Below are 20,734 nucleotides of genomic sequence, written 5' to 3'. Positions count from 1 at the left end.
GACGGCAGCCGTACTTGTTGTCGTTCTTGCTCTTGGTGACCGAGTCGTTGACGTTGATCGCCGGGATCTTCAGCTCGCCCTTGGCCAGCATGTCCAGCAGGCGGTGCACGCCGGTGGTGGTTTCTTCGGTGACGCCGTGGATCTTGTCCAGCATCGCCGGGTATTTCTTGTGCAGGATCTCGGTCAGGTCGCCGCCGTCGTCGAGGATCATGTTGGCGTCCCATGGCTGACCGTCCTTGAGGATGGTCTGCTCGATGCACCACTCGTACTCTTCTTCGGTTTCACCTTTCCAGGCGAACACAGGGATGCCGGCGGCGGCGATGGCGGCGGCGGCCTGGTCCTGGGTGGAGAAGATGTTGCAGGACGACCAGCGCACTTCGGCACCCAGGGCAACCAGGGTTTCGATCAGCACGGCGGTCTGGATGGTCATGTGGATGCAGCCGAGGATTTTCGCGCCCTTGAGTGGCTGCTCTTCCTGGTACTTGCGGCGCAGGCCCATCAGCGCAGGCATTTCCGATTCGGCGATGATGACTTCGCGACGGCCCCAGGCGGCCAGGGAGATGTCGGCGACCTTGTAGTCGGTGAAACCTGCAGGCGTGTTTACAGCGCTCATGTAGAGCCTCCATTCGTAGTGTGCGAATGGGCGCCGTTGTGCGTTGAGCGTCCGCCGGCAAGCCGTGGACAACGCCCCGATCGAGCCTGACAGGAGCGAACCTGCTGCAGCGCCCCTCGATCGGGTGGCGGGAGCGACGACCGCGGAGGGTCGGCGCCGGATAAAAACGCGGGGATTATAGCCGGGCTTTCGTGTCGGCCCAAGGACTAAAGCAGCGCGTACGACCGGTGACTGGACCATGGTCGTGCAAAGGCCGTGGACATGGCCTGCAAAAATGCGGCTACCCTGTACGGGCAGGGCCCTGGAGGCCCTGCTTCACCTGTCAGGTCGTCAGGAGCACGCATGAATTTCCACACCCGCAAATGGGTAAAACCCGAAGACCTCAACCCCAATGGCACCCTGTTCGGCGGCAGCCTGCTGCGCTGGATCGACGAGGAGGCGGCGATCTACGCGATCGTCCAGCTGGGCAACCAGCGCGTGGTGACCAAGTACATTTCCGAGATCAACTTCGTCAGCGCCTCGCGCCAGGGCGACATCATCGAGCTGGGCATCACCGCCACCGAGTTCGGTCGCACCTCGATCACCCTCAAGTGCGAAGTGCGCAACAAGATCACGCGCAAGGCGATCCTCATCGTCGACCGCATGGTCTTCGTCAACCTCGGCGAGGATGGTCTGCCGGCCGCGCATGGGCGGACCCAGATCAAGTATGTCCAGGACCAGTTCCCGGACAGCACCGTGGAATAACCGGCGTGACGCGCTGTCAGGTCGGCTGCTCGCTGACCCCGCGCACGACGCGGCCGACCGTCAGCCCCTGCACCAGGATCGATGACAGCACCACGATGTAGGTGATCGACAGCAGCAGGTCCCGCTCCTCACCCACCGGCAGCGACAGCGCCAGGGCCACCGAGACACCCCCGCGCAGACCACCCCAGGTCAGCACCCGCACCGTGCCCTTGGGCACACTGCGCCAGCGTCGCAGCAAGAGGATGGCCGGCGCCACGGTCAGCAAGCGCGAAGCCAGCACCGCCAGCGCCAGCACGCCGCCGGCCGCCAGGTGCATCCAGTTGAAGGGCAGCAGCAACAGCTCCAGGCCGATCAGGGCGAACAGCAGGGCGTTGAGCATGTCGTCGATCAGCTCCCAGAAACCGTCCATGTAACGCCGGGTCATGTCGTTCATCGCCAGGTTGCGTCCCAGGTTGCCGATGATCAGCCCGGCCACGACCATGGCGATCGGTGCCGAGACGTGCAGCTCGTAGCACATCGCCGAGCCGCCGATGACCAGGGCCAGGGTCAGCATGACCTCGACCTGGTACTGCTCGATGCTCTTGATCATGCGGTAGGTGGCGTAGCCGATCAGGCCGCCGAAGATCACCCCGCCGATGGCCTCGCGGACGAACAGGATGACGGTGTCGGAAACGCTCGGGGTCTCGCCGAGCTGGATGATCCCCAGCAGTACGGTGAACACCACCACCGCCGTGCCGTCGTTGAACAGCGATTCGCCGACGATGGTGGTTTTCAGCGGTTTCGAGGCATTGGCGGTACGCAGCGCGCCGAGTACCGCGATCGGGTCGGTCGGCGAGATCAGCGCGCCGAACAGCAGGCAGTAGATCAGGCTGACGTGCCAGCCGAACAGGGCGAACACCCAGTGGGCCAGGTAACCGATCACCACGGTGGCGATCAGTACGCCGAAGGTGGCCAGCAGGCCGATCGGCCAGCGGTAGCTGCGCAGGTCGCCGAGGTTGACGTGCAGCGCGCCGGCGAACAGCAGGAACGACAGCATCCAGTGCATCAGCAGGTCATTGAAATCGATCTGGTTCATCAGGCCCTCGACCCGCTCTTCCAGGCCGGGGTAGCCGATCAGGCTCAGGCCTTGAAGCATCAGGGAGAACAGCAGGGCGGTGACCATCACGCCGATGGCCGGTGGCAGGCCGATGAAGCGGTAGTTCACGTAGGTGAGGAGGGTGGTGAGGCAGATAAACGCGGCAACTAATTCGAGCATCCTGGTTCCTGTATTGGCTTCCGATTCTGTGCCCGCGCACGGCGGACAAAAGGTTTGATGGCCTTTTGACCGGTTCGCGACACAGTTTCTTTCAGTGCCGCGATTGACAGCGCGCTGGCTGTTTTGTTGCGAGTGGTTGAAACTCCGCGCTCTGGTGGGCGGACCCGGTCCGTGGATGGCGAAGGAATCGAGACGTGGTAGCGACTTCCCTGGTGCTCGTCGCGGCACTGCTGCATGCAACCTGGAACACCCTGGTCAAGTTCAGTGGCGAGCGCCTGCTGATGATCGCCAGCATGGACAGCGTGGCGCTGGTGTTCGCCGTGGTCATGGTCGGCTTCGTCGAGTTCCCGCCGGCCGAGATCTGGCCGTGGCTGCTGGCCTCGGCGCTGTTCGAGCTGCTCTACCGCTTCCTGCTGATCCAGGCCTACAAGGTCGGCGACCTCGGTCTGGTCTATCCGTTGATGCGCGGCCTGTCGCCGCTGGTGGTGCTGGCGCTGACCCTGGTGTTCGCCGGCGAGCACCTGAGCGGCCAGCAGATTCTCGGCATTCTTCTGATTCCCTGCGGCATGGCCTGCCTGCTCTGGCATGGCGGCGGCGGTGACCGCCTGCCCTGGAGCATGCTGCCGGTGGTGGCGCTGATCGGGCTGTGCATCGGTTGCTATACCTGGCTCGACGGCCAGGCCATCCGCCGCTGGGCGCAACCGCTGGACTACCTGGTGTGGCTGACCCTGGCCAGTTCCCTGCCATTTCCGCTGATCGCCGGGGTGGCGCGGCGCGCGCCGTTCGTGATGTTCTGGCGCAGCCAGTGGAAGCTGGGGCTGACGGTCGGCGTCTGCGTGTTGCTGAGCTACGCTCTGGTGCTCTGGGCCATGCACCTGGGGTCGGTGGCGGAAGCGGCGGCGCTGCGCGAGGTCAGTGTGATCCTCGTGGTGCTGATGGGCATGCGCTACCTCAAAGAACCTTTTGGCGGACCCAGGCTCTCAGCCTGTGCGCTGGTGCTGTTGGGCATGCTGGTGATGAAGCTCTGACCGGCCGCGAACTCTTACATTGCAAAGGACCTGACCATGACCGTCGCTTTCTGGTGCGTACTGATCGCGCTGATTCTGCCGTACCTGTGTACCAGCATCGCCAAGATCGCCAGTGGACGTTTCAATCTGCAGCAGAACCATGACCCACGGGCATTCCAGGACCGTCTCGAGGGCATGCCGCGGCGTGCGCATTCCGCGCAGTTGAACAGCTTCGAGATACTCCCGGCGTTCATCGCGGCGGTGCTGATCGCCGATGTGGTGGGCAATGCCGAGCAAGTGACCCAGGATGTGCTGGCGGTGTTGTTCATCACCAGCCGGCTGCTCTACATCATCTGCTACCTGGCGGACTGGGCGGCGTTGCGCTCGCTGGTGTGGTTCGTGGGGGTGGGGTTGATCGTGGGGTTCTTCGTGGCTTCGGTCTGACGTGACGGCCTCATCGCCGGCAACGCCGGCTCCCACAAGGTCCGTTGCGACCCTGAACCTGTGGGAGCCGGCGTTGCCGGCGATGAGGCCCTGAAGAACAACCTCTTACTTGGTCTCGGTCTGCGGCATTTCAGGCAACGCCATGCCCTTCGGCCACAGCAACCAGATCTGCCCCTGCTGCTTCATGTCCCCGGCCAGTTTCCCCGCCGCTTCACCCGTGCCCCAGAACAGGTCCGCGCGCACCTCGCCGGTGATCGCCCCGCCGGTGTCCTGTGCCGCCACCGGCCGTACCACCGGGCTGCCATCAGGACGGGTGGTGGACAGCCACAACAGGCTGCCCAGCGGAATCACCTTGCGGTCGATCGCCACGCTGTAGCCCGCGGTCAGTGGCACGTTGAGCGAGCCGCGTGGCCCTTCGTTGCTGTCCGGGCGGGTGCTGAAGAACACGTAGCTCGGGTTGCTCGCCAGCAGTTCCGGCACCCGCGCCGGATTGGCCTGGGCCCAGGCGTGGATGGCGCCCATGGTCACGTCTTCTTTCTTCAACTGACCCTGCTCCACCAGCCAGCGCCCGACCGGACGGTACGGATGGCCGTTCTGGTCCGCATAGCCCAGGCGCAGTTGCCGACCATTTTCCAGCTGGATGCGGCCCGAGCCCTGGATCTGCAAGAACTGCAGGTCCATCGGATCGGTCAGCCAGGCCAGTACCGGCGCCTTGACGCCCTGGCGCTGGATCACCTCGGCGGTGTCGTAGGGCTTGAGCACGCGGCCTTCGAGGCGGCCGCGCAGGCGCTTGCCCTTGAGCTCGGGGTAGACGCTGTCCAGCGCGACCACGATGAGGTCGTCGGGAATGCCGTAGACCGGCACGTTGGCCTGCTCGGTGCGGCTTTCGCTGCCGGGATAGACCGGCTCGTAGTAGCCGGTGATCAGGCCGGTGGCGCTGTTTTGCGCCGAGCGCAGGCTGTAGACCTCCAGGTGCGCGCCGAGAAATTCGCCGATCTTGCGGGCATCCGCCGGCACATCGGCGGCGGCGACACAGGTCGCGGCCCACACCGGGTCGCTTTTCAGCCGTTGGCAGGCGCTGCGCCAGGACTCGAAGCCGGCCACGAGGTCGCTGTCGCTGACCGTCGGCAGGTCTTTCCAGGTGGCGTGGGTGTAGGTGGCGATCGGGTGCGGCGTGGGCTTTTCCGGGGCGCCGCCGTTGCAGCCAGCCAGCAGGGCGAACAGGGAAAGGCTCCAGCCGAGGCGGCGCAGAGGGATGTTCATGCGGGTATTTCCTTGGGGGATGGCGCCGCCGAAAAAGGTCTGTGCGCAATCCATGTTTTTCATGGGGGTATTGGTCTTTGCCGGTCAGGCGAGGATACTGGCCGCCTTTTTTTCCGTGAGCCGATGACCATGATGCTCAAACGTTGTTCCGTCGTACTGCTGGCCTGCCTGACCCTGACCGCCTGTGGCGGCGTCGATCCGAACTCGCCGCTGGGTCAGCGCAAGGCGATTTTCAAACAGATGCTCAAGACCAGCGAGGACATGGGCGGCATGCTGCGCGGACGGCTGGCGTTCGACGGGCAGAAATTCGCCGATGGCGCGGTGAAACTCGATGCACTGTCCCACGAGCCGTGGAAACACTTCCCACAGGTCAAGGAGACGGATGATACCAGCGCACGGGCGGATGTCTGGGAGAAACAGGCACGCTTCCAGGAGCTGGCGCGGCAGTTGGAAGGGGCCACCGGCGAGCTGGTGATCGCGAGCAATGCCCAGCCTTTGCGGGTCGAAACGGTGCAGGGACCGATGGACAAGGTCGAGGCGGCGTGCAAAGCCTGTCATACGGAATTTCGTAACCATTGATGTTCAGGAGCTTGCACAAAACCTTCCGGGAGTCTGCTCCCACAGGGTTTTGTGCGGGTCTTGAGGCCTCGCTTACTGCTCCAGCTCCTGCAGCGCCGCCTGCAGTTCCTTGTTCGCTTCCGCCAGCTTGTCCTTGCGCTTGTTGATCTTCTCCGCGTCGCCTTTCTTCATGGCCTTGTCCAGGTCCTTCTTGCGCTGTGCCACTTCATGACGGGCATCCAGCACTTTCTGTTCGCGTTCCTTGCGCAGGCTGGCGTCGGTGCAGTGCGCCTGTACTTCGCGCAAGGCCATTTCCAGTCCGCTCTGCTGCTCGGCGTTGCCGTGGCTGCGCGCCTGCTCGATCTGTGCGCTGATGCTCTGCTGCTTGGCCGCGCAGCCGGTCAGGCCAGGTTGTTCTTCGGCGGCCAGGGCGGGCGCCGCGAGCAGGGCGCAGACGGTGAACAGGGCAAGCGGGGAAGTCGATTTCATGTAAGGCTCCGTCATCGGGCAGGCAGAACCTGTGATGCTGCCCTGATCCACGGGATTTAGAAACCCTCGATCGCCTGTTCGCGCAGACGAGCGGCAAGGCTGCTGACCTGCGGGTCCTGGAAAAACGCCACCAGTTGCCGCGCGCGCAGCGCTCCGACCCCGGCTTGCTGCCGCCATTGTTCGACGCTGCGTGCGGCCAGCGCGGCCCAGGAATCGCCCAGATCCAGCGCACTCGGCGCGGGTATGCCCAGGCCGCGGACCCAGCGCGCGAATGGCTGCTTGCGGGCTTGCTGGAAGGTGCGATACAGCTGTTGGCTGCTGCGCTCGGCAATGCCGTCGAGGCGCGCGAGGTCTTGCGCCGGCAATTCGATCCAGTCGACCAGGCTCTCCAGTTGCCCGGCCTCCTGCAGCCTGCGCCAGGTCTGCGGGCCGACCCCGGTCATGTTCAGCCCCTGCTTGCCGGCCAGCCAGTTCAGCCGTTCGAGAAACTGTGCCTGGCAGCCCGGGGTCGGTTGCCAGCAACTGAGCGCGTGGTAGCGGGCGGGGTCCGGTGCCACCAGCACGCGGCGCTCCGGGCCGCGTTCCGCCACCGCTTCGATGCGCGGGATGGTCAGCCCCGCCAGGCTGAGGACGATCTGGTCACCCGGCTGGATATCCAGTTCGCCCCAGCGCTTCAGCGAACCGGCACTGACCTGGCGCACCGTGCGGTCGTCGAGACGCACCGGTTCGACGTGGACCAGCGGGGTGATGCGCCCGGTACGCCCGACGCGGAATTCCACGTCGCGGACCTCGGCCAGGGCCTGGGCGAACGGGTACTTCCAGGCCACGCTCCAGTGCGAAGGTCGCGCCTGCCAGCGGGCCGCGGCGGGTTGCCGGCTTTGCTGCAGCACCACGCCGTCGCTGGCGAACGGCAGTGGCGAGCGATACCAGTGCTGGCGCCAGCGCGCGGCCTCGTCGAGGCTGCCGACCGGCTGGCTGTAGCGCTCGGTGTTGGGCAGGCCGAGGGCAGCGAGGCGGGCGAAGCGTTCGCGTGGATCCTCCGGCCCCCGCGGCCAGGCCCAGATGAACAGGTCCAGCCCCGTCGCGTCCTCGGCGTCGAGATGTTGCCGCGCCATCAGTCCGGCGACCTTGCTGCGCACGTTGCGGCTGCCGGCCTCGGCCTGGACATGCCCGTCCAGGCGCCAGAACAGCTCGCCCTGGAGGATCAGGTCGTGCTCCCCGGCCAGCTCGCGCAGGTTCACCGGCAGCGCCGGAATGTGCCGGCTCCAGTCATGGCCGTGGAGTCCATCGCCACGGCTGATCAGTTGCACCAGTCTGCCGCCACGATAGACCAGCGTGATCGCCACGCCGTCGACCTTGGGCTGGATCCATACCCCCTGGCGCCCTGTCAGCCACTCGCCCACCGCCTGTTCGTCGGCGAGCTTGTCCAGCCCGGTATGCGCAACCGGATGGCGCAGCGGCCCGGCGGCGCTGGCCAGCGGGTTGCCGACGGCTTCGGCGATACCGGGAAAGCACAGGCGCAGACGCTGCAGGCGGGCCAGGTACTGGTCGTAGAGCTCGTCGCTGATCGGTGACTGGCCGAGGCTGTGGTAGTAGCGGTCCCAATGGCCGATGCGCTCGCGCAGTTCCGTGATGCGGGTGTTGGCGGTCGCTTCCGGCCAGTCGGGGCATGTGTCGGCGAGGGCGGGCAGGGCGAAGCAGGAAAGCAGCAGGGCAATCAGGCGTGACATGGCGAGCGTCCTTGCTCTTGGGGGGGAAATCCCAGCCTAGGAAGGCCCCCGCAAACTGCCCGTTCAGCTTTGTCAGAAGGTGTGTTGCGCCCAGAAAAAAGCCCCGGCCAGAGCACTGGCCGGGGCTTTCGCTACAGCGGTTACCGGGTATTACAGGCCGGCGGCGGCGCGCAGGGCGTCAACGCGGTCGGTACGTTCCCAGGTGAAGGTGGTGAAGGTGTCGTCGCCGACGGTCTTCTGCTGCGGGGTACGGCCGAAGTGACCGTAGGCCGCGGTTTCCTGATACATCGGGTGCAGCAGGTCGAGCATGGTGGTGATGGCGTACGGACGCAGGTCGAAGCACTCGCGCACCAGCTGGACGATCTTCTCGTCGGAGATCTTGCCGGTGCCGAAGGTGTTCAGCGAGATCGAGGTCGGCTGGGCCACGCCGATGGCGTAGGAAACCTGGATTTCGCAACGCTCGGCCAGGCCCGCGGCGACGATGTTCTTGGCCACGTAGCGACCGGCGTAGGCGGCCGAACGGTCGACCTTGGACGGGTCCTTGCCGGAGAACGCGCCACCACCGTGGCGAGCCATGCCGCCGTAGCTGTCGACGATGATCTTGCGACCGGTCAGGCCGCAGTCACCCACCGGGCCGCCGATGATGAACTGGCCGGTCGGGTTGATGTGGAACTGGGTGCCCTTGTGCAGCAGTTCGGCCGGCAGGGTGTGCTTGACGATCAGCTCCATCACCGCTTCCTGCAGGTCTTTCTGCGAGACCTCGGGGTTGTGCTGGGTCGACAGCACCACGGCGTCGATACCGACCACCTTGCCGCCTTCGTAACGGCAGGTGACCTGCGACTTGGCGTCCGGGCGCAGCCACGGCAGCAGGCCGGACTTGCGCGCTTCGGCCTGGCGCTCGACCAGACGATGGGAGAAGCAGATCGGTGCTGGCATCAGCACGTCGGTTTCGTTGCTGGCGTAGCCGAACATCAGGCCCTGGTCACCGGCGCCCTGGTCTTCCGGCTTGCTGCGGTCGACGCCCTGGGCGATGTCCACGGACTGCTTGCCGATGATGTTCATCACCGCGCAGGTGGCGCCGTCGAAGCCGACGTCGGAGCTGTTGTAGCCGATCTCGGTGATGACGTTGCGGACGATGTCTTCCAGGTCGACCCAGGCCGAGGTGGTGACTTCGCCGGCGATGATGGCGACACCGGTTTTCACCAGGGTTTCGCAGGCCACGCGGGCGTATTTGTCCTGGGCGATGATGGCGTCCAGCACCGCGTCCGAAATCTGGTCGGCGATTTTGTCCGGATGCCCTTCAGATACGGACTCGGAGGTGAAAAGGGAGTATTCGCTCATCTCGACGGGTTCCTGAGTTTAAAGATGGTGAGTGTCGCCAGCCGGTCGCTGGAAATGGCGGACCTGGATCTGGAAACCATTACGTAAGCCCACATAGAGGCTGTCTCCGGGAGCCAGTCCCGCAGCGCACGCCCAACGAAGCAGGTCGTCCTGCTCAAAGCCCAGCCAGAGGTCGCCGCAGGCGTCGCGGGCCCAATCCTGGTCGTGGCTGCACAACTCGGTAAGCAACAGGCTGCCGCCTGGTTTGACGCGTCCGGCCAGTTGCGCGAGGGCGGCGGACGGGTCGCTGAAGTGGTGCAGGACCATGTTCAGCACCACGCAATCGGCCTGCGCGTCAGTCGTACTGAGGGCATCGGCCAGTTGCAGGTTTACGTTAGCCAGGCGTTCGCGCTGGCAGACCTGGCGCGCCAGTTCGAGCATGGTCGGGCTGTTGTCCAGCGCGGTGACCCGGGCGAAGCGACGGGCCAGCTCGGGCAGGAATTCGCCGTCCCCGGGGCCGACTTCCAGTGCCGTGGCGGCGCTTTCGAAGCTGAGCTTGTCGAGCAGGGCCAGGAGGCTTTCGCGGTACTGGGCGAGGCCGGCGATCAGGTCCTGCTGGGCGCGGAATTTCTCTTCCACGCGCAGGAAGAAGTCCTGGCTGGTGGCCGCGCGGCGCTGCTGGACCTGGCCGATGCGCGCCTGCATCTCGCCCGGGAGCGGCAGGCCGTCCACCTCTTCGAGCAGCGCGGCGTGCAGCTTGCCGCCGAGGCTGAGGCTGTCGGGCAGGGCGCGGCGGTAGAAGATCGCGTTGCCTTCGCGGCGGGTCGCCACCAGTTCGGCCTGGGCCAGCACCTTGAGGTGGTGGCTCATCCCCGATTGGCCGATGGCGAAGATCTGCGCCAGTTCCAGCACGCCGAACGAGTCGTTGGCCAGGGCGCGCAACACGTTCAGGCGCAGGGGATCGCCGCCGGCCTTGCACAGGGCGGCCAGGCGTTCGCTTTGCTGCTGATCGGGAACGGGTACGCGAATGTTCATGGGCCGGCAGTCTAGTCAGGGCCAACCGGCGTCGCAAGACCAATATCAAAAAGTTTTGATATTGCGCGATGGGCGGAGCTAAAACTGCTGGGGAGCCAGGCTTTTTCGGCTGTTTCGTCGGTCAAACCGCGCAATGGCCCTGCAATCGCAGGAAAATCGCTCCAGTTCGACCATCCGTGATTGCCCCGGAAGGTGTGCCTGGGCGAAAATGGCCGCCTTTTTTCCGTCACTTCCTTTTCAGTTTCCAGGAGACAAGCGATGCCCAGCCGTCGTGAGCGTGCCAACGCCATTCGTGCCCTCAGCATGGATGCCGTGCAGAAAGCCAACAGCGGCCATCCCGGTGCCCCGATGGGCATGGCGGATATCGCCGAGGTTCTGTGGCGTGATTTTCTGAAGCACAACCCGAGCAACCCGGCCTTCGCCGATCGTGACCGTTTCGTCCTGTCGAACGGCCACGGCTCGATGCTGATCTATTCGTTGCTGCACCTGACCGGCTACGACCTGTCGATCGACGACCTGAAGAGCTTCCGTCAGCTGCACAGCCGCACCCCGGGTCACCCGGAATACGGCTACACCCCGGGCGTCGAGACCACCACCGGCCCGCTCGGCCAGGGCCTGGCCAACGCCGTGGGCTTCGCCATCGCCGAGAAGGTGCTGGGCGCCCAGTTCAACCGTGAAGGCCACGCCATCGTCGACCACAACACCTACGTGTTCCTCGGCGACGGCTGCATGATGGAAGGCATTTCCCACGAAGTCGCTTCCCTGGCCGGCACCCTGGGCCTGGGCAAGCTGATCGCCTTCTACGACGACAACGGCATCTCCATCGACGGCGAAGTCGAAGGCTGGTTCACCGACGACACGCCGAAGCGTTTCGAAGCCTACAACTGGCAGGTGATCCGCAACGTCAACGGCCACGATGCCGACGAGATCAAGACCGCCATCGAGACCGCGCGCAAGAGCGCGCAGCCGACCCTGATCTGCTGCAAGACCATCATCGGCTTCGGTTCGCCGAACAAGCAGGGCAAGGAAGACTGCCACGGCGCACCGCTGGGCAACGACGAAATCGCCCTGGCCCGCCAGGAACTGAACTGGAACCACGGTCCGTTCGAAATCCCCGCCGACATCTACGCCGAGTGGAACGCCCGCGAAGCCGGTGCCAAGGTCGAAGCCGAGTGGAACCAGCGTTTCGACGCCTACGCCGCCGCCTTCCCCGAGCTGGCCAGCGAGCTCAAGCGTCGTCTGAATGGCGAGCTGCCGGCCGACTTCGCCGAGAAGGCCGCCGGCTACATCCAGGAAGTCGCGGCCAAGGGCGAAACCATCGCCAGCCGCAAGGCCAGCCAGAACACCCTGAACGCCTTCGGCCCGCTGCTGCCTGAGCTGCTGGGCGGTTCCGCCGACCTGGCCGGTTCCAACCTGACCCTGTGGAAAGGCTGCAAGGGCGTCAGCGCCGAGGATGCCAACGGCAACTACATGTTCTACGGCGTGCGCGAGTTCGGCATGACCGCGATCATGAACGGCGTTGCCCTGCACGGCGGCCTGGTGCCTTACGGCGCGACCTTCCTGATGTTCATGGAATACGCCCGCAACGCGGTGCGCATGTCCGCCCTGATGAAACAGCGCGTGATCCACGTCTACACCCACGACTCCATCGGTCTGGGCGAAGACGGCCCGACGCACCAGCCGATCGAGCAACTGAGCAGCCTGCGCAGCACGCCGAACCTGGACACCTGGCGTCCGGCCGACGCCGTTGAATCGGCGGTGTCCTGGAAGTCCGCCCTGGAGCGCAAGGACGGCCCTTCGGCGCTGATCTTCTCGCGCCAGAACCTGCAGCATCAGGACCGCGACGCCCAGCAGATCGCCGATATCGCCCGTGGTGGCTATGTCCTGAAGGACTGCGCCGGCGAGCCTGAGCTGATCCTGATCGCCACCGGTTCCGAAGTGGGCCTGGCCGTTCAGGCGTTCGACAAGCTGAGCGAGCAGGGCCGCAAGGTTCGCGTCGTATCGATGCCGAGCACCAGCGTGTTCGATAGCCAGGACGCTGCCTACAAGCAGTCGGTACTGCCGCTGCAGGTGGGTGCGCGCATCGCCATCGAGGCCGCCCATGCCGACTTCTGGTACAAGTACGTCGGTCTGGAAGGTCGCATCATCGGCATGACCACCTACGGTGAGTCGGCCCCGGCCGGCGCCTTGTTCGAGGAATTCGGTTTCACCCTGGAGAACATCCTGGGCACTGCCGAAGAACTGCTGGAAGACTGATGTAACGAGCTGCGGGCGGTGTCGCCCCTGATCGCGGGCAAGCCCGCTCCTGTAGGAGCGGGCTTGCCCGCGATTGGAATCCCTGAATCCCGCAGGTTGTACCGATAGATCTGTCCGTGAGTCCCACATGCCCCAACCGCGTCCCTACAGAGTTGCACTCAATGGTTACGGCCGTATCGGTCGTTGTGTCCTGCGCGCACTGGTCGAGCGCGGGGAGAAGGCGGGCTTCGAGATCGTCGCGCTGAACGATCTGGCCGACCAGGCCAGCCTCGAATACCTGACACGCTTCGACTCCACCCACGGGCGTTTCCCCGGCGAGGTGAAGGTCGATGGCGACTGTCTGCATATCAACGGCGACTGCGTGAAGGTTCTGCGCAGCGCCACGCCCGAGGGCATCGACTGGGCGGCGCTGGACGTCGACCTGGTGCTGGAATGCTCCGGGGCCTACAACACCCGTGCCGACGGCCAGCGTTTTCTCGACGCCGGCGCGCCGCGGGTGCTGTTCTCGCAACCCATGGCCAGCGAGGCGGATGTCGACGCCACGGTGGTCTACGGCATCAACCAGGACTGCCTGAGCGGCGCCGAGACCCTGGTCTCCAACGCCTCCTGCACCACCAACTGCGGCGTGCCGCTGCTGCGCGTGCTGGACCAGGCATTCGGTATCGACTACGTGTCGATCACCACCATCCACTCGGCGATGAACGACCAGCCGGTGATCGATGCCTATCACCATGAGGACCTGCGCCGCACCCGTTCGGCATTCCAGTCGGTGATTCCGGTATCCACCGGTCTTGCCCGGGGTATCGAGCGCCTGCTTCCGGAACTTGTCGGGCGAATCCAGGCCAAAGCCGTGCGGGTGCCGACGGTCAACGTGTCGTGCCTGGACATCACCCTGCAGACCCGCCGCGACACCACGGCGGCCGAGGTCAACCGGGTGCTGCGCGAGGCCGCCGAACGCGGCCCGCTGCAGGGACTGCTGGCGTATACCGAGTTGCCCCATGCCAGTTGCGATTTCAACCATGACCCGCATTCGGCCATCGTCGATGCCAGCCAGACCCGTGTTTCCGGCCCCCGCCTGGTGAACCTGCTGGCCTGGTTCGACAACGAATGGGGGTTCGCCAACCGTATGCTCGACGTCGCCGATCACTTTCTGCGCGTCGTGGACACCAACCGCACCACCAGCAAACAGCCCTGAAGGACTGCATTCATGACCGTTTTGAAGATGACCGACCTCGACCTGCAAGGTAAGCGCGTACTGATTCGCGAAGACCTCAACGTCCCCGTGAAGGACGGTGTGGTTGCCAGCGACGCGCGCATCCTCGCTTCGCTGCCGACCATCAAGCTGGCCCTGGAGAAGGGCGCGGCGGTGATGGTCTGCTCGCACCTGGGTCGTCCGACCGAAGGTGAATTCTCCGCCGAGAACAGCCTCAAGCCGGTCGCCGACTACCTGAGCAAGGCCCTCGGTCGTGAAGTGCCGCTGGTCGCCGACTACCTGGACGGCGTCGAGGTGCAGGCTGGCGACATCGTTCTGTTCGAGAACGTGCGCTTCAACAAGGGCGAGAAGAAGAACGCCGACGAGCTGGCGCAGAAATACGCCGCCCTGTGCGACGTGTTCGTCATGGACGCTTTCGGCACCGCGCACCGCGCGGAGGGCTCGACCCACGGTGTCGCCAAGTTCGCCAAGGTCGCCGCGGCCGGTCCGCTGCTGGCCGCCGAGCTGGACGCCCTGGGCAAGGCCCTGAAGGCCCCGGCCAAGCCGATGGCCGCCATCGTCGCCGGCTCCAAGGTCTCCACCAAACTGGACGTGCTGAACAGCCTGAGCCAGATCTGCGACCTGCTGATCGTCGGTGGCGGCATCGCCAACACCTTCCTCGCCGCTGCTGGCCACAAGGTCGGCAAGTCGCTGTACGAAGCCGACCTGGTCGAGACCGCCAAGGCCATCGCGGCCAAGGTCAACGTACCGCTGCCGGTTGACGTGGTGGTGGCCAAGGCCTTCGCCGAAGACGCCGAGGCCACCGTCAAGGCGGTCGCCGACGTGGCCGACGACGACATGATCCTCGACATCGGCCCGAAAACCGCCGAGCAGTTCGCCGAGCTGCTGAAGTCGTCGCAGACCATTCTGTGGAACGGTCCGGTCGGCGTGTTCGAGTTCGACCAGTTCGGCAACGGCACCCGGACCCTGGCCAAGGCCATCGCCGACAGCGCCGCGTTCTCCATCGCCGGTGGTGGCGACACCCTGGCGGCCATCGACAAATATGGCGTGGCTTCCGATATCTCCTACATTTCTACCGGTGGCGGCGCGTTCCTCGAATTCGTCGAAGGCAAGGTCCTGCCGGCGGTCGAAGTGCTGGAACAGCGGGCCAAGGCCTGAGTCGTCCGGCCACCGGGAAAGGGAGCGAAGCGATGATCAAGCGACTGTCATTGATGCTCGTCACCGTCGCGCTGGGCGCCTGCTCCAGTACGTCGGACGTCGCTCCCGACAGCCCCGCCGCCGAGAAGGGCGGCTGCTACCAGTCCGAATGGCAGGCCGAGACCGCTCCGGTGATCAACAAGCGCCTCGGCCCGGATGGCCTGGAAAAGTACGACGACGAACATCAGCGCCGAGCCAAGGGATGCCCTTGATCGGCTCGCGACAACCTGTCGCCGGCTTTGTGGTCTGCTGGAGGAAAGGAATGAAAGGCGTTCTGGCCGTGATGGCCATGGCGGTACTCGCGGGATGCGCAGGCTTCAAGTCCGAGCCTCCGGTGGCCGACACATGGACCACCTGGCTCTGCGAGAGCAAGGCACAGGTGCTCTGGCGCCAGGTCGGCAATGACATGGACGTGCGCCTTGGTGGCGGCGACCAGGTCTACCGGCTCAAGCCCGAACCTTCGGGGTCCGGAGCGTTGTACAGCGATGGCGTGCTGGCCCTGCACACCCGGGGCGATGAGGGCCTGGTGTACTGGGTGGCGACCAACGATCTGATAGGGCGGGGCTGCAAGGCACCGTGACTGGCCGGGCCGGCAAGATCCGTCGGCCCACACAATTTGAACAGCAAACCGCCGTTGCGGCAGGCTTGCATGAAATAACGACGCTTGTCGGGAGAGAGATACACAATGGCACTCATTAGCATGCGCCAGATGCTGGACCACGCCGCCGAATTCGGTTACGGCGTTCCGGCTTTCAACGTCAACAACCTCGAGCAGATGCGCGCCATCATGGAAGCGGCCGACAAGACCGACTCCCCGGTGATCGTCCAGGCTTCCGCCGGTGCCCGCAAATACGCTGGCGCACCATTCCTGCGCCACCTGATCCTGGCCGCCATCGAAGAGTTCCCGCACATCCCGGTGTGCATGCACCAGGACCACGGCACCAGCCCTGACGTCTGCCAGCGCTCGATCCAGCTGGGCTTCAGCTCGGTGATGATGGACGGCTCGCTGCGTGAAGACGGCAAGACCCCGTCCGACTACGAATACAACGTCCGCGTGACCCAGCAGACCGTGGCATTCGCCCACGCCTGCGGCGTGTCCGTGGAAGGCGAACTGGGTTGCCTGGGCAGCCTGGAAACCGGTCAGGCCGGTGAAGAAGACGGCGTCGGCGCCGAAGGCATCCTCGATCACAGCCAGATGCTGACCGACCCTGAAGAGGCCGCGGACTTCGTCAAGCGCACCCAGGTCGACGCCCTGGCCATCGCCATTGGCACCAGCCACGGCGCCTACAAGTTCACCAAGCCGCCTACCGGCGACATCCTGGCGATCGACCGCATCAAGGCGATCCACCAGCGCATTCCGAACACCCACCTGGTGATGCACGGTTCGTCCTCGGTTCCGCAGGACTGGCTGGCGATCATCAACGAGTTCGGCGGCGACATCAAAGAGACCTACGGCGTACCGGTCGAAGAAATCGTCGAAGGCATCAAGCACGGCGTGCGCAAGGTCAACATCGACACCGACCTGCGTCTGGCCTCCACCGGTGCGATCCGTCGCTTCCTGGAGCAGAACAAGTCCGAGTTCGACCCTCGCAAATACTTCGCCAAGACCGTCGAAGCCATGCGTGACATCTGCATCGCTCGCTACGAAGCCTTCGGCACTGCCGGTAACGCTTCGAAGATCAAGCCGGTGTCGCTGGACGAGATGTACCTGCGCTACGCCAAGGGCGAGCTGGCCGCCAAGGTCAACTGAGTTCAGGTTTGTGCGACGAAAAAGGGACCGCGATGCGGTCCTTTTTTTTGCCCGGGCCACGGACGACGGGGCATTCGCCATCACTTCCGGATTAGACCGTTAGTCGGCGAACGGTATATTGGCCTTGTGCCAGCTTTAGATTTGTAACACTCGGGTCTAGAGTGAAACCCGGCAGAATTTCAATCTGAAGACTGACGTGGTTGCCACAAGAGAAGCAGCATGGAATGCGCTCAAATCCCCACACAAGAGAGCGGCTCGACGCTACTGGTGGTTGATGACTACCCGGAGAACCTGATCAGCATGCGGGCGCTGTTGGCTCGTCAGGACTGGCAGGTGTTGACCGCGAGTTCGGGTATCGAAGCCCTGAGCACCTTGCTCGAACACGAAGTCGATCTGGTTCTGCTGGATGTGCAGATGCCGGAGATGGACGGCTTCGAAGTCGCTCGCCTGATGCGTGGCAGCCAGCGCACCCGGCTGACGCCGATCATCTTCCTCACCGCCAACGAACAGAGCCAGGCCGCGGTACTCAAGGGCTATGCCAGCGGCGCGGTGGATTATCTGTTCAAACCCTTCGATCCGCAGATTCTCAAGCCCAAGGTGCAGGCCCTGCTCGACCAGCAGCGCAACCGCCGCGCCCTGCAGCGCCTGACCCGCGACCTGGAGGCGGCTCGCGCGTTCAACGCCTCGGTTCTGGAAAACGCCGCCGAAGGCATTCTCGTGGTGGCCGAGGACGGCATTATCCGCTTCGCCAACCCGGCCATCTCGCGCCTGCTCACCGCCTCGGTGGATCAGTTGCAGGGCGCCAGCCTGCTGGAGTTCGTGCTGTCGCCGGCGGCCACGCAATGGCGCGAGTCGGCGTTCTACCAGGCTTATCTGGAACGCGACATCTACCGCCTGCACGACGCGGTGTTGCGCACCAGCAATGGCCAGGCGCTGTCGGTGGCGTTGTCCTGCGCGGCGTTGCCCGGCGAGCAGCGGGCCATGGTGGTCACGGTGCTGGACATGTCGGTGGTGCGCAGCCTGCACCAGCAACTGGAACAGCAGGCCGTCACCGACCCGCTCACCGGCCTGCTCAATCGCCGCGGTTTCTACCAGGCGGCGGAAAGCGCCCTGGTGCGCAGCGAGCATTCCGACAAGCATCACGCGCTGATGTACCTCGACCTCGACGGCTTCAAGCGGGTCAACGACTCCCTCGGCCATGAGACCGGCGACCAGGTGCTGCACTGGGTCGCCGAGCAGTTGAAGGACTGCCTGGGCGGCCACGGCATTCTCGCGCGCATGGGTGGCGACGAGTTCACCGCGCTGCTCGACGATCTCGACTACCCGGAGCAGGCCGCGCGCTTCGCCGAGAAGTGCATCGAACGCATGTCGATCCGTCAGCATATCGACGGGCTGGAAGTGATCCTCGGGGTCAGTATCGGCATCGCCATCTACCCGGACTGCGGTGCCAACCTCGACAACCTGCTGCGCGCCGCCGACACGGCGATGTACGCCGCCAAACAGGCCGGGCGCCAGCAGTACCGCTATTACGACGAAGACCTCAACGGCCGCGCGCGCTCCCGGTTGATGCTGGAAGACAGTGTGCGCGCCGCGGTGGACAACCAGGATTTCACTCTGGTGTTCCAGCCCCAGGTGGCCTTCTCCGATGGTCGCCTGCGCGGCTTCGAGGCGCTCCTGCGCTGGCGTCACCCGAGTGTTGGCGACGTGCCGCCGGGGCTGTTCCTGCCACTGCTGGAAGAGGCGCGGCTGATCAGCCGTCTGGCCAGCTGGATCTACAGCCAGGGCGCCGCGCAGCGGCGGGCCTGGTGTGGGCATTTCCCCGACGAGATCACCCTGGGCATCAGTCTGAGCAAGGTGCAGTTCGCAATGCCCAACCTGGTCGACGAACTGGGCCAGGTCATCGTCAGCGCGGGGTTGTCGGCCAGCCAGCTGGAAGTGGAAATCGCCGAAACCTCGCTGACCGACAACCTCGACGCAGCCCTGCGTCAGTTGCACAAGCTGCGCGAACTGGGCGTGCGCGTGGCGCTGGACGATTTCGGTGCCGGCGACTGTTCCCTGCGCCTGCTGCGCGACCTGCCCATCGACACCCTCAAGCTCGACCGTCACCTGGTGGCGCTGCTGCCGGAGTCGCAAGCCAATGTGGCGCTGGTGCGCTGCGTCATCGAGCTGTGCCAGCAGTACAACATCAGTGTCATCGCCGAGGGTGTGGAAACCCTGGAGCAGGCCGAGTGGCTGCGTGAGCACGGCTGCCAGTACGTGCAGGGCTTTCTCGTGGCGCGACCGATCACGGCCATCGAGGCCGGGCGCTTTCCGGCGTTTTTTGACTGGCGGGCGATGTAGTTCGGTACACTGCGGCCTTCGTCCTGTCGTCCACCGTAGTCATGACTGTCCTCAAGTACCTGCAAGCCTATCCGCCCGCCCTGCAAGACCAGGTGCGCCAGTTGATCGCCCGTGGTCAGCTGGGCGACTACCTGCACAAGCGCTATCCGGGCCGGCATGACGTGCAGAGCGACAAGGCGCTGTACACCTATGCCCAGGGCCTCAAGCAGGAGCACCTGCGCAATGCGCCGAACCTGGACAAGGTGCTGTTCGACAACCGTCTCGACCTGACCCATCGCGCCCTCGGCCTGCACACCGCGGTGTCGCGGGTACAGGGCGGCAAGCTCAAGGCGAAGAAGGAAATCCGCATCGCCTCGCTGTTTCGCGAGGCGGCACCGGAGTTTCTGCGGATGATCGTGGTGCACGAGCTGGCGCATCTGAAGGAGGCCGAGCACAACAAGGCCTTCTACCAGCTCTGCGAATACATGCAGCCCGGCTACCATCAACTGGAATTCGACCTGCGTGTCTATCTGACCTGGCGCGACCTGCCGGGCAATCAGTGAGTCAAGGAACCTTTTGCATGGAAGTGAGCAAGACCAAGAGCAGTTTCTACCGTCGTCTGTACGTCGCCTGGCTGATCGACAGCCAGACCGCCAGCAGCGTCCCGGCCCTGATGGCGGCCACCGGCATGCCCCGGCGCACCGCGCAGGACACCATCGCGGCGCTGGCGGACCTGGATATCGTCTGCGAGTTCGAGCAGCAGGCGGGGGCGCGGAATCACGCCGGGCACTACCGGATCCGCGACTGGGGCGCGATCGACAAGGAATGGATCATCCAGCACCTGCGCACGATTCGCGAAGTGCTGGGGTATCCATGATTCCCTTGGGCCTGCAAAGCAGGCCCCCTTATCCCCGCCGCATGCCGATATGCGGAATCCCATCCTCCAGATACGCCTCGCCCACCACCTCGAAGCCGTGCTTGCGGTAATACTCCTGCAGATGCGCCTGGGCCGAGAGGTACACCGGCACATCCGGCCAGTTCTCCTGGGCCTGTTCCAGCGCACGAACCATCAGCTTGTGCCCCAGGCCGTGCCCGCGCCCGGCCTCGGACACCACCACCCGGCCGATCACCACGTCGCCGCCCTGGGAGGTCGGGTCGAGCAGGCGCAGGTAGCCGAGCAACTGGTCATCCTGCCAGGCCATCAGGTGGCAGGTATCCCCGGCCAGGTCCTGGCCATCGAGGTCCTGATACGGGCACTTCTGTTCCAGCACGAACACCTGGTTGCGCAGTTGCAGCACGGCGTACAGCTGCTCCTTGCCAAGGTCGGTGTGATGTTTGCAGATCCAGTCGACGGACATGGGGAAATCTCTCAATGGGTTCGACGCCGAGCATAGCCCGTTGCAACTTCCCGTCGAAAGTCAAAGTGCCCGCAAAACCGGCAAGAATAGAGGCACATGGCTATTATTTGCTGATGCCACACGGACGGCTGTTTGTGTAATCTGGCCATCGCGATTGGATTTATCGGCACTGCAATTCCCAGC

Annotated in this window: 21 protein-coding genes and 1 riboswitch; of the genes, 13 read left to right on the top strand and 8 right to left on the bottom strand. The window is 64.8% G+C overall.

Annotated elements, in window-relative coordinates; translation table 11 throughout:
- The coding region (locus CHB99_RS30000; RefSeq protein WP_249299685.1) for an adenosylhomocysteinase at positions 1 to 613 on the bottom strand (613 nt) is incomplete at its 3' end.
- Between the two features lie 21 nt (positions 614 to 634).
- Positions 635 to 737: riboswitch (S-adenosyl-L-homocysteine riboswitch) on the bottom strand.
- 218 nt (positions 738 to 955) lie between these two features.
- Between CHB99_RS30000 and CHB99_RS02760 the strand changes: the two genes are divergently transcribed.
- Entirely contained in the window at positions 956 to 1,357 is a 402-nt protein-coding gene (locus CHB99_RS02760) for an acyl-CoA thioesterase (RefSeq protein ID WP_042120421.1), read from the top strand.
- Positions 1,358 to 1,373: 16 nt separating this feature from the next.
- Here the strand turns inward: CHB99_RS02760 and CHB99_RS02755 are convergent, their stop codons facing one another.
- A complete protein-coding gene (locus tag CHB99_RS02755; protein WP_042120419.1) occupies positions 1,374 to 2,612 on the bottom strand; it encodes a cation:proton antiporter in 1,239 nt (412 codons plus the stop codon).
- Positions 2,613 to 2,806: 194 nt separating this feature from the next.
- Between CHB99_RS02755 and CHB99_RS02750 the strand changes: the two genes are divergently transcribed.
- Both CHB99_RS02750 and CHB99_RS02745 read left to right on the top strand, forming a co-directional pair.
- Complete coding sequence (locus CHB99_RS02750) at positions 2,807 to 3,640, top strand: EamA family transporter (protein WP_042120418.1); 834 nt, start codon at positions 2,807 to 2,809, stop codon at positions 3,638 to 3,640.
- Positions 3,641 to 3,676: 36 nt separating this feature from the next.
- Complete coding sequence (locus tag CHB99_RS02745) at positions 3,677 to 4,063, top strand: MAPEG family protein (protein WP_042120416.1); 387 nt, start codon at positions 3,677 to 3,679, stop codon at positions 4,061 to 4,063.
- 105 nt (positions 4,064 to 4,168) lie between these two features.
- Here the strand turns inward: CHB99_RS02745 and mltA are convergent, their stop codons facing one another.
- Entirely contained in the window at positions 4,169 to 5,326 is a 1,158-nt protein-coding gene (gene mltA / locus CHB99_RS02740) for a murein transglycosylase A (protein WP_042120415.1), read from the bottom strand.
- 129 nt (positions 5,327 to 5,455) lie between these two features.
- Between mltA and CHB99_RS02735 the strand changes: the two genes are divergently transcribed.
- Positions 5,456 to 5,905: a c-type cytochrome gene (locus tag CHB99_RS02735; RefSeq protein ID WP_042120656.1), complete on the top strand. Its 450-nt coding sequence runs from the start codon at positions 5,456 to 5,458 to the stop codon at positions 5,903 to 5,905.
- A 72-nt stretch (positions 5,906 to 5,977) separates the two neighbouring features.
- On the opposite strand, the gene CHB99_RS02730 is transcribed toward CHB99_RS02735, so the two are convergent.
- From CHB99_RS02730 to CHB99_RS02715, 4 genes are all read right to left on the bottom strand, one after another.
- Positions 5,978 to 6,373, bottom strand: coding sequence for a DUF1090 domain-containing protein (locus tag CHB99_RS02730; protein WP_042120414.1), 396 nt, complete (start codon positions 6,371 to 6,373; stop codon positions 5,978 to 5,980).
- Positions 6,374 to 6,429: 56 nt separating this feature from the next.
- Positions 6,430 to 8,103, bottom strand: a complete 1,674-nt coding sequence (gene ligB, locus CHB99_RS02725) for an NAD-dependent DNA ligase LigB (RefSeq protein ID WP_042120413.1) — start codon at positions 8,101 to 8,103, stop codon at positions 6,430 to 6,432.
- Positions 8,104 to 8,253: 150 nt separating this feature from the next.
- Positions 8,254 to 9,444, bottom strand: coding sequence for a methionine adenosyltransferase (metK, locus tag CHB99_RS02720; protein WP_042120412.1), 1,191 nt, complete (start codon positions 9,442 to 9,444; stop codon positions 8,254 to 8,256).
- A gap of 18 nt (positions 9,445 to 9,462) precedes the next feature.
- Positions 9,463 to 10,458 (bottom strand): ArsR/SmtB family transcription factor, encoded by a 996-nt coding sequence (locus tag CHB99_RS02715; RefSeq protein WP_042120410.1) that lies wholly within the window; start codon positions 10,456 to 10,458, stop codon positions 9,463 to 9,465.
- Positions 10,459 to 10,716: 258 nt separating this feature from the next.
- Between CHB99_RS02715 and tkt the strand changes: the two genes are divergently transcribed.
- From tkt to CHB99_RS02670, 9 genes are all read left to right on the top strand, one after another.
- Positions 10,717 to 12,714: a transketolase gene (gene tkt, locus CHB99_RS02710; RefSeq protein ID WP_042120407.1), complete on the top strand. Its 1,998-nt coding sequence runs from the start codon at positions 10,717 to 10,719 to the stop codon at positions 12,712 to 12,714.
- Positions 12,715 to 12,841: 127 nt separating this feature from the next.
- Positions 12,842 to 13,909 carry an erythrose-4-phosphate dehydrogenase gene (epd, locus tag CHB99_RS02705; protein ID WP_042120406.1) on the top strand — a complete coding sequence of 356 codons (1,068 nt, stop codon included), beginning with the start codon at positions 12,842 to 12,844 and terminating at the stop codon, positions 13,907 to 13,909.
- Positions 13,910 to 13,921: 12 nt separating this feature from the next.
- Positions 13,922 to 15,085, top strand: a complete 1,164-nt coding sequence (locus CHB99_RS02700) for a phosphoglycerate kinase (protein WP_042120404.1) — start codon at positions 13,922 to 13,924, stop codon at positions 15,083 to 15,085.
- Between the two features lie 32 nt (positions 15,086 to 15,117).
- On the top strand, positions 15,118 to 15,336 hold the full coding sequence (locus CHB99_RS02695) for a hypothetical protein (RefSeq protein ID WP_042120400.1): 219 nt from the start codon (positions 15,118 to 15,120) through the stop codon (positions 15,334 to 15,336).
- Between the two features lie 50 nt (positions 15,337 to 15,386).
- Entirely contained in the window at positions 15,387 to 15,704 is a 318-nt protein-coding gene (locus tag CHB99_RS02690) for an MliC family protein (protein WP_042120398.1), read from the top strand.
- Between the two features lie 105 nt (positions 15,705 to 15,809).
- On the top strand, positions 15,810 to 16,874 hold the full coding sequence (fba, locus tag CHB99_RS02685; RefSeq protein WP_042120397.1) for a class II fructose-bisphosphate aldolase: 1,065 nt from the start codon (positions 15,810 to 15,812) through the stop codon (positions 16,872 to 16,874).
- 219 nt (positions 16,875 to 17,093) lie between these two features.
- Entirely contained in the window at positions 17,094 to 19,214 is a 2,121-nt protein-coding gene (locus CHB99_RS02680) for a putative bifunctional diguanylate cyclase/phosphodiesterase (RefSeq protein ID WP_042120395.1), read from the top strand.
- Between the two features lie 41 nt (positions 19,215 to 19,255).
- A complete protein-coding gene (locus tag CHB99_RS02675; protein ID WP_042120394.1) occupies positions 19,256 to 19,756 on the top strand; it encodes a M48 metallopeptidase family protein in 501 nt (166 codons plus the stop codon).
- Between the two features lie 17 nt (positions 19,757 to 19,773).
- A complete protein-coding gene (locus tag CHB99_RS02670) occupies positions 19,774 to 20,070 on the top strand; it encodes a winged helix-turn-helix domain-containing protein (protein WP_042120392.1) in 297 nt (98 codons plus the stop codon).
- 28 nt (positions 20,071 to 20,098) lie between these two features.
- On the opposite strand, the gene CHB99_RS02665 is transcribed toward CHB99_RS02670, so the two are convergent.
- Entirely contained in the window at positions 20,099 to 20,551 is a 453-nt protein-coding gene (locus CHB99_RS02665; RefSeq protein WP_042120391.1) for a GNAT family N-acetyltransferase, read from the bottom strand.
- Between the last annotated feature and the right edge of the window lie 183 nt (positions 20,552 to 20,734).

This window comes from Pseudomonas japonica, assembly GCF_900188455.1.
Classification (GTDB): Bacteria; Pseudomonadota; Gammaproteobacteria; order Pseudomonadales; family Pseudomonadaceae; genus Aquipseudomonas; species Aquipseudomonas japonica.
This window is presented reverse-complemented; position numbering and strand designations above follow the sequence as displayed.

Coding starts and splice junctions, on each gene's coding strand:
- CHB99_RS02760 (WP_042120421.1), top strand. CDS start 956: ATGAATTTCCACACCCGCAAATGGGTAAAACCCGAAGACCTCAACCCC.
- CHB99_RS02755 (WP_042120419.1), bottom strand. CDS start 2,612: ATGCTCGAATTAGTTGCCGCGTTTATCTGCCTCACCACCCTCCTCACC.
- CHB99_RS02745 (WP_042120416.1), top strand. CDS start 3,677: ATGACCGTCGCTTTCTGGTGCGTACTGATCGCGCTGATTCTGCCGTAC.
- mltA (WP_042120415.1), bottom strand. CDS start 5,326: ATGAACATCCCTCTGCGCCGCCTCGGCTGGAGCCTTTCCCTGTTCGCC.
- CHB99_RS02735 (WP_042120656.1), top strand. CDS start 5,456: ATGATGCTCAAACGTTGTTCCGTCGTACTGCTGGCCTGCCTGACCCTG.
- CHB99_RS02730 (WP_042120414.1), bottom strand. CDS start 6,373: ATGAAATCGACTTCCCCGCTTGCCCTGTTCACCGTCTGCGCCCTGCTC.
- ligB (WP_042120413.1), bottom strand. CDS start 8,103: ATGTCACGCCTGATTGCCCTGCTGCTTTCCTGCTTCGCCCTGCCCGCC.
- metK (WP_042120412.1), bottom strand. CDS start 9,444: ATGAGCGAATACTCCCTTTTCACCTCCGAGTCCGTATCTGAAGGGCAT.
- CHB99_RS02715 (WP_042120410.1), bottom strand. CDS start 10,458: ATGAACATTCGCGTACCCGTTCCCGATCAGCAGCAAAGCGAACGCCTG.
- tkt (WP_042120407.1), top strand. CDS start 10,717: ATGCCCAGCCGTCGTGAGCGTGCCAACGCCATTCGTGCCCTCAGCATG.
- epd (WP_042120406.1), top strand. CDS start 12,842: ATGCCCCAACCGCGTCCCTACAGAGTTGCACTCAATGGTTACGGCCGT.
- CHB99_RS02700 (WP_042120404.1), top strand. CDS start 13,922: ATGACCGTTTTGAAGATGACCGACCTCGACCTGCAAGGTAAGCGCGTA.
- CHB99_RS02695 (WP_042120400.1), top strand. CDS start 15,118: ATGATCAAGCGACTGTCATTGATGCTCGTCACCGTCGCGCTGGGCGCC.
- CHB99_RS02690 (WP_042120398.1), top strand. CDS start 15,387: ATGAAAGGCGTTCTGGCCGTGATGGCCATGGCGGTACTCGCGGGATGC.
- fba (WP_042120397.1), top strand. CDS start 15,810: ATGGCACTCATTAGCATGCGCCAGATGCTGGACCACGCCGCCGAATTC.
- CHB99_RS02680 (WP_042120395.1), top strand. CDS start 17,094: ATGGAATGCGCTCAAATCCCCACACAAGAGAGCGGCTCGACGCTACTG.
- CHB99_RS02675 (WP_042120394.1), top strand. CDS start 19,256: ATGACTGTCCTCAAGTACCTGCAAGCCTATCCGCCCGCCCTGCAAGAC.
- CHB99_RS02670 (WP_042120392.1), top strand. CDS start 19,774: ATGGAAGTGAGCAAGACCAAGAGCAGTTTCTACCGTCGTCTGTACGTC.
- CHB99_RS02665 (WP_042120391.1), bottom strand. CDS start 20,551: ATGTCCGTCGACTGGATCTGCAAACATCACACCGACCTTGGCAAGGAG.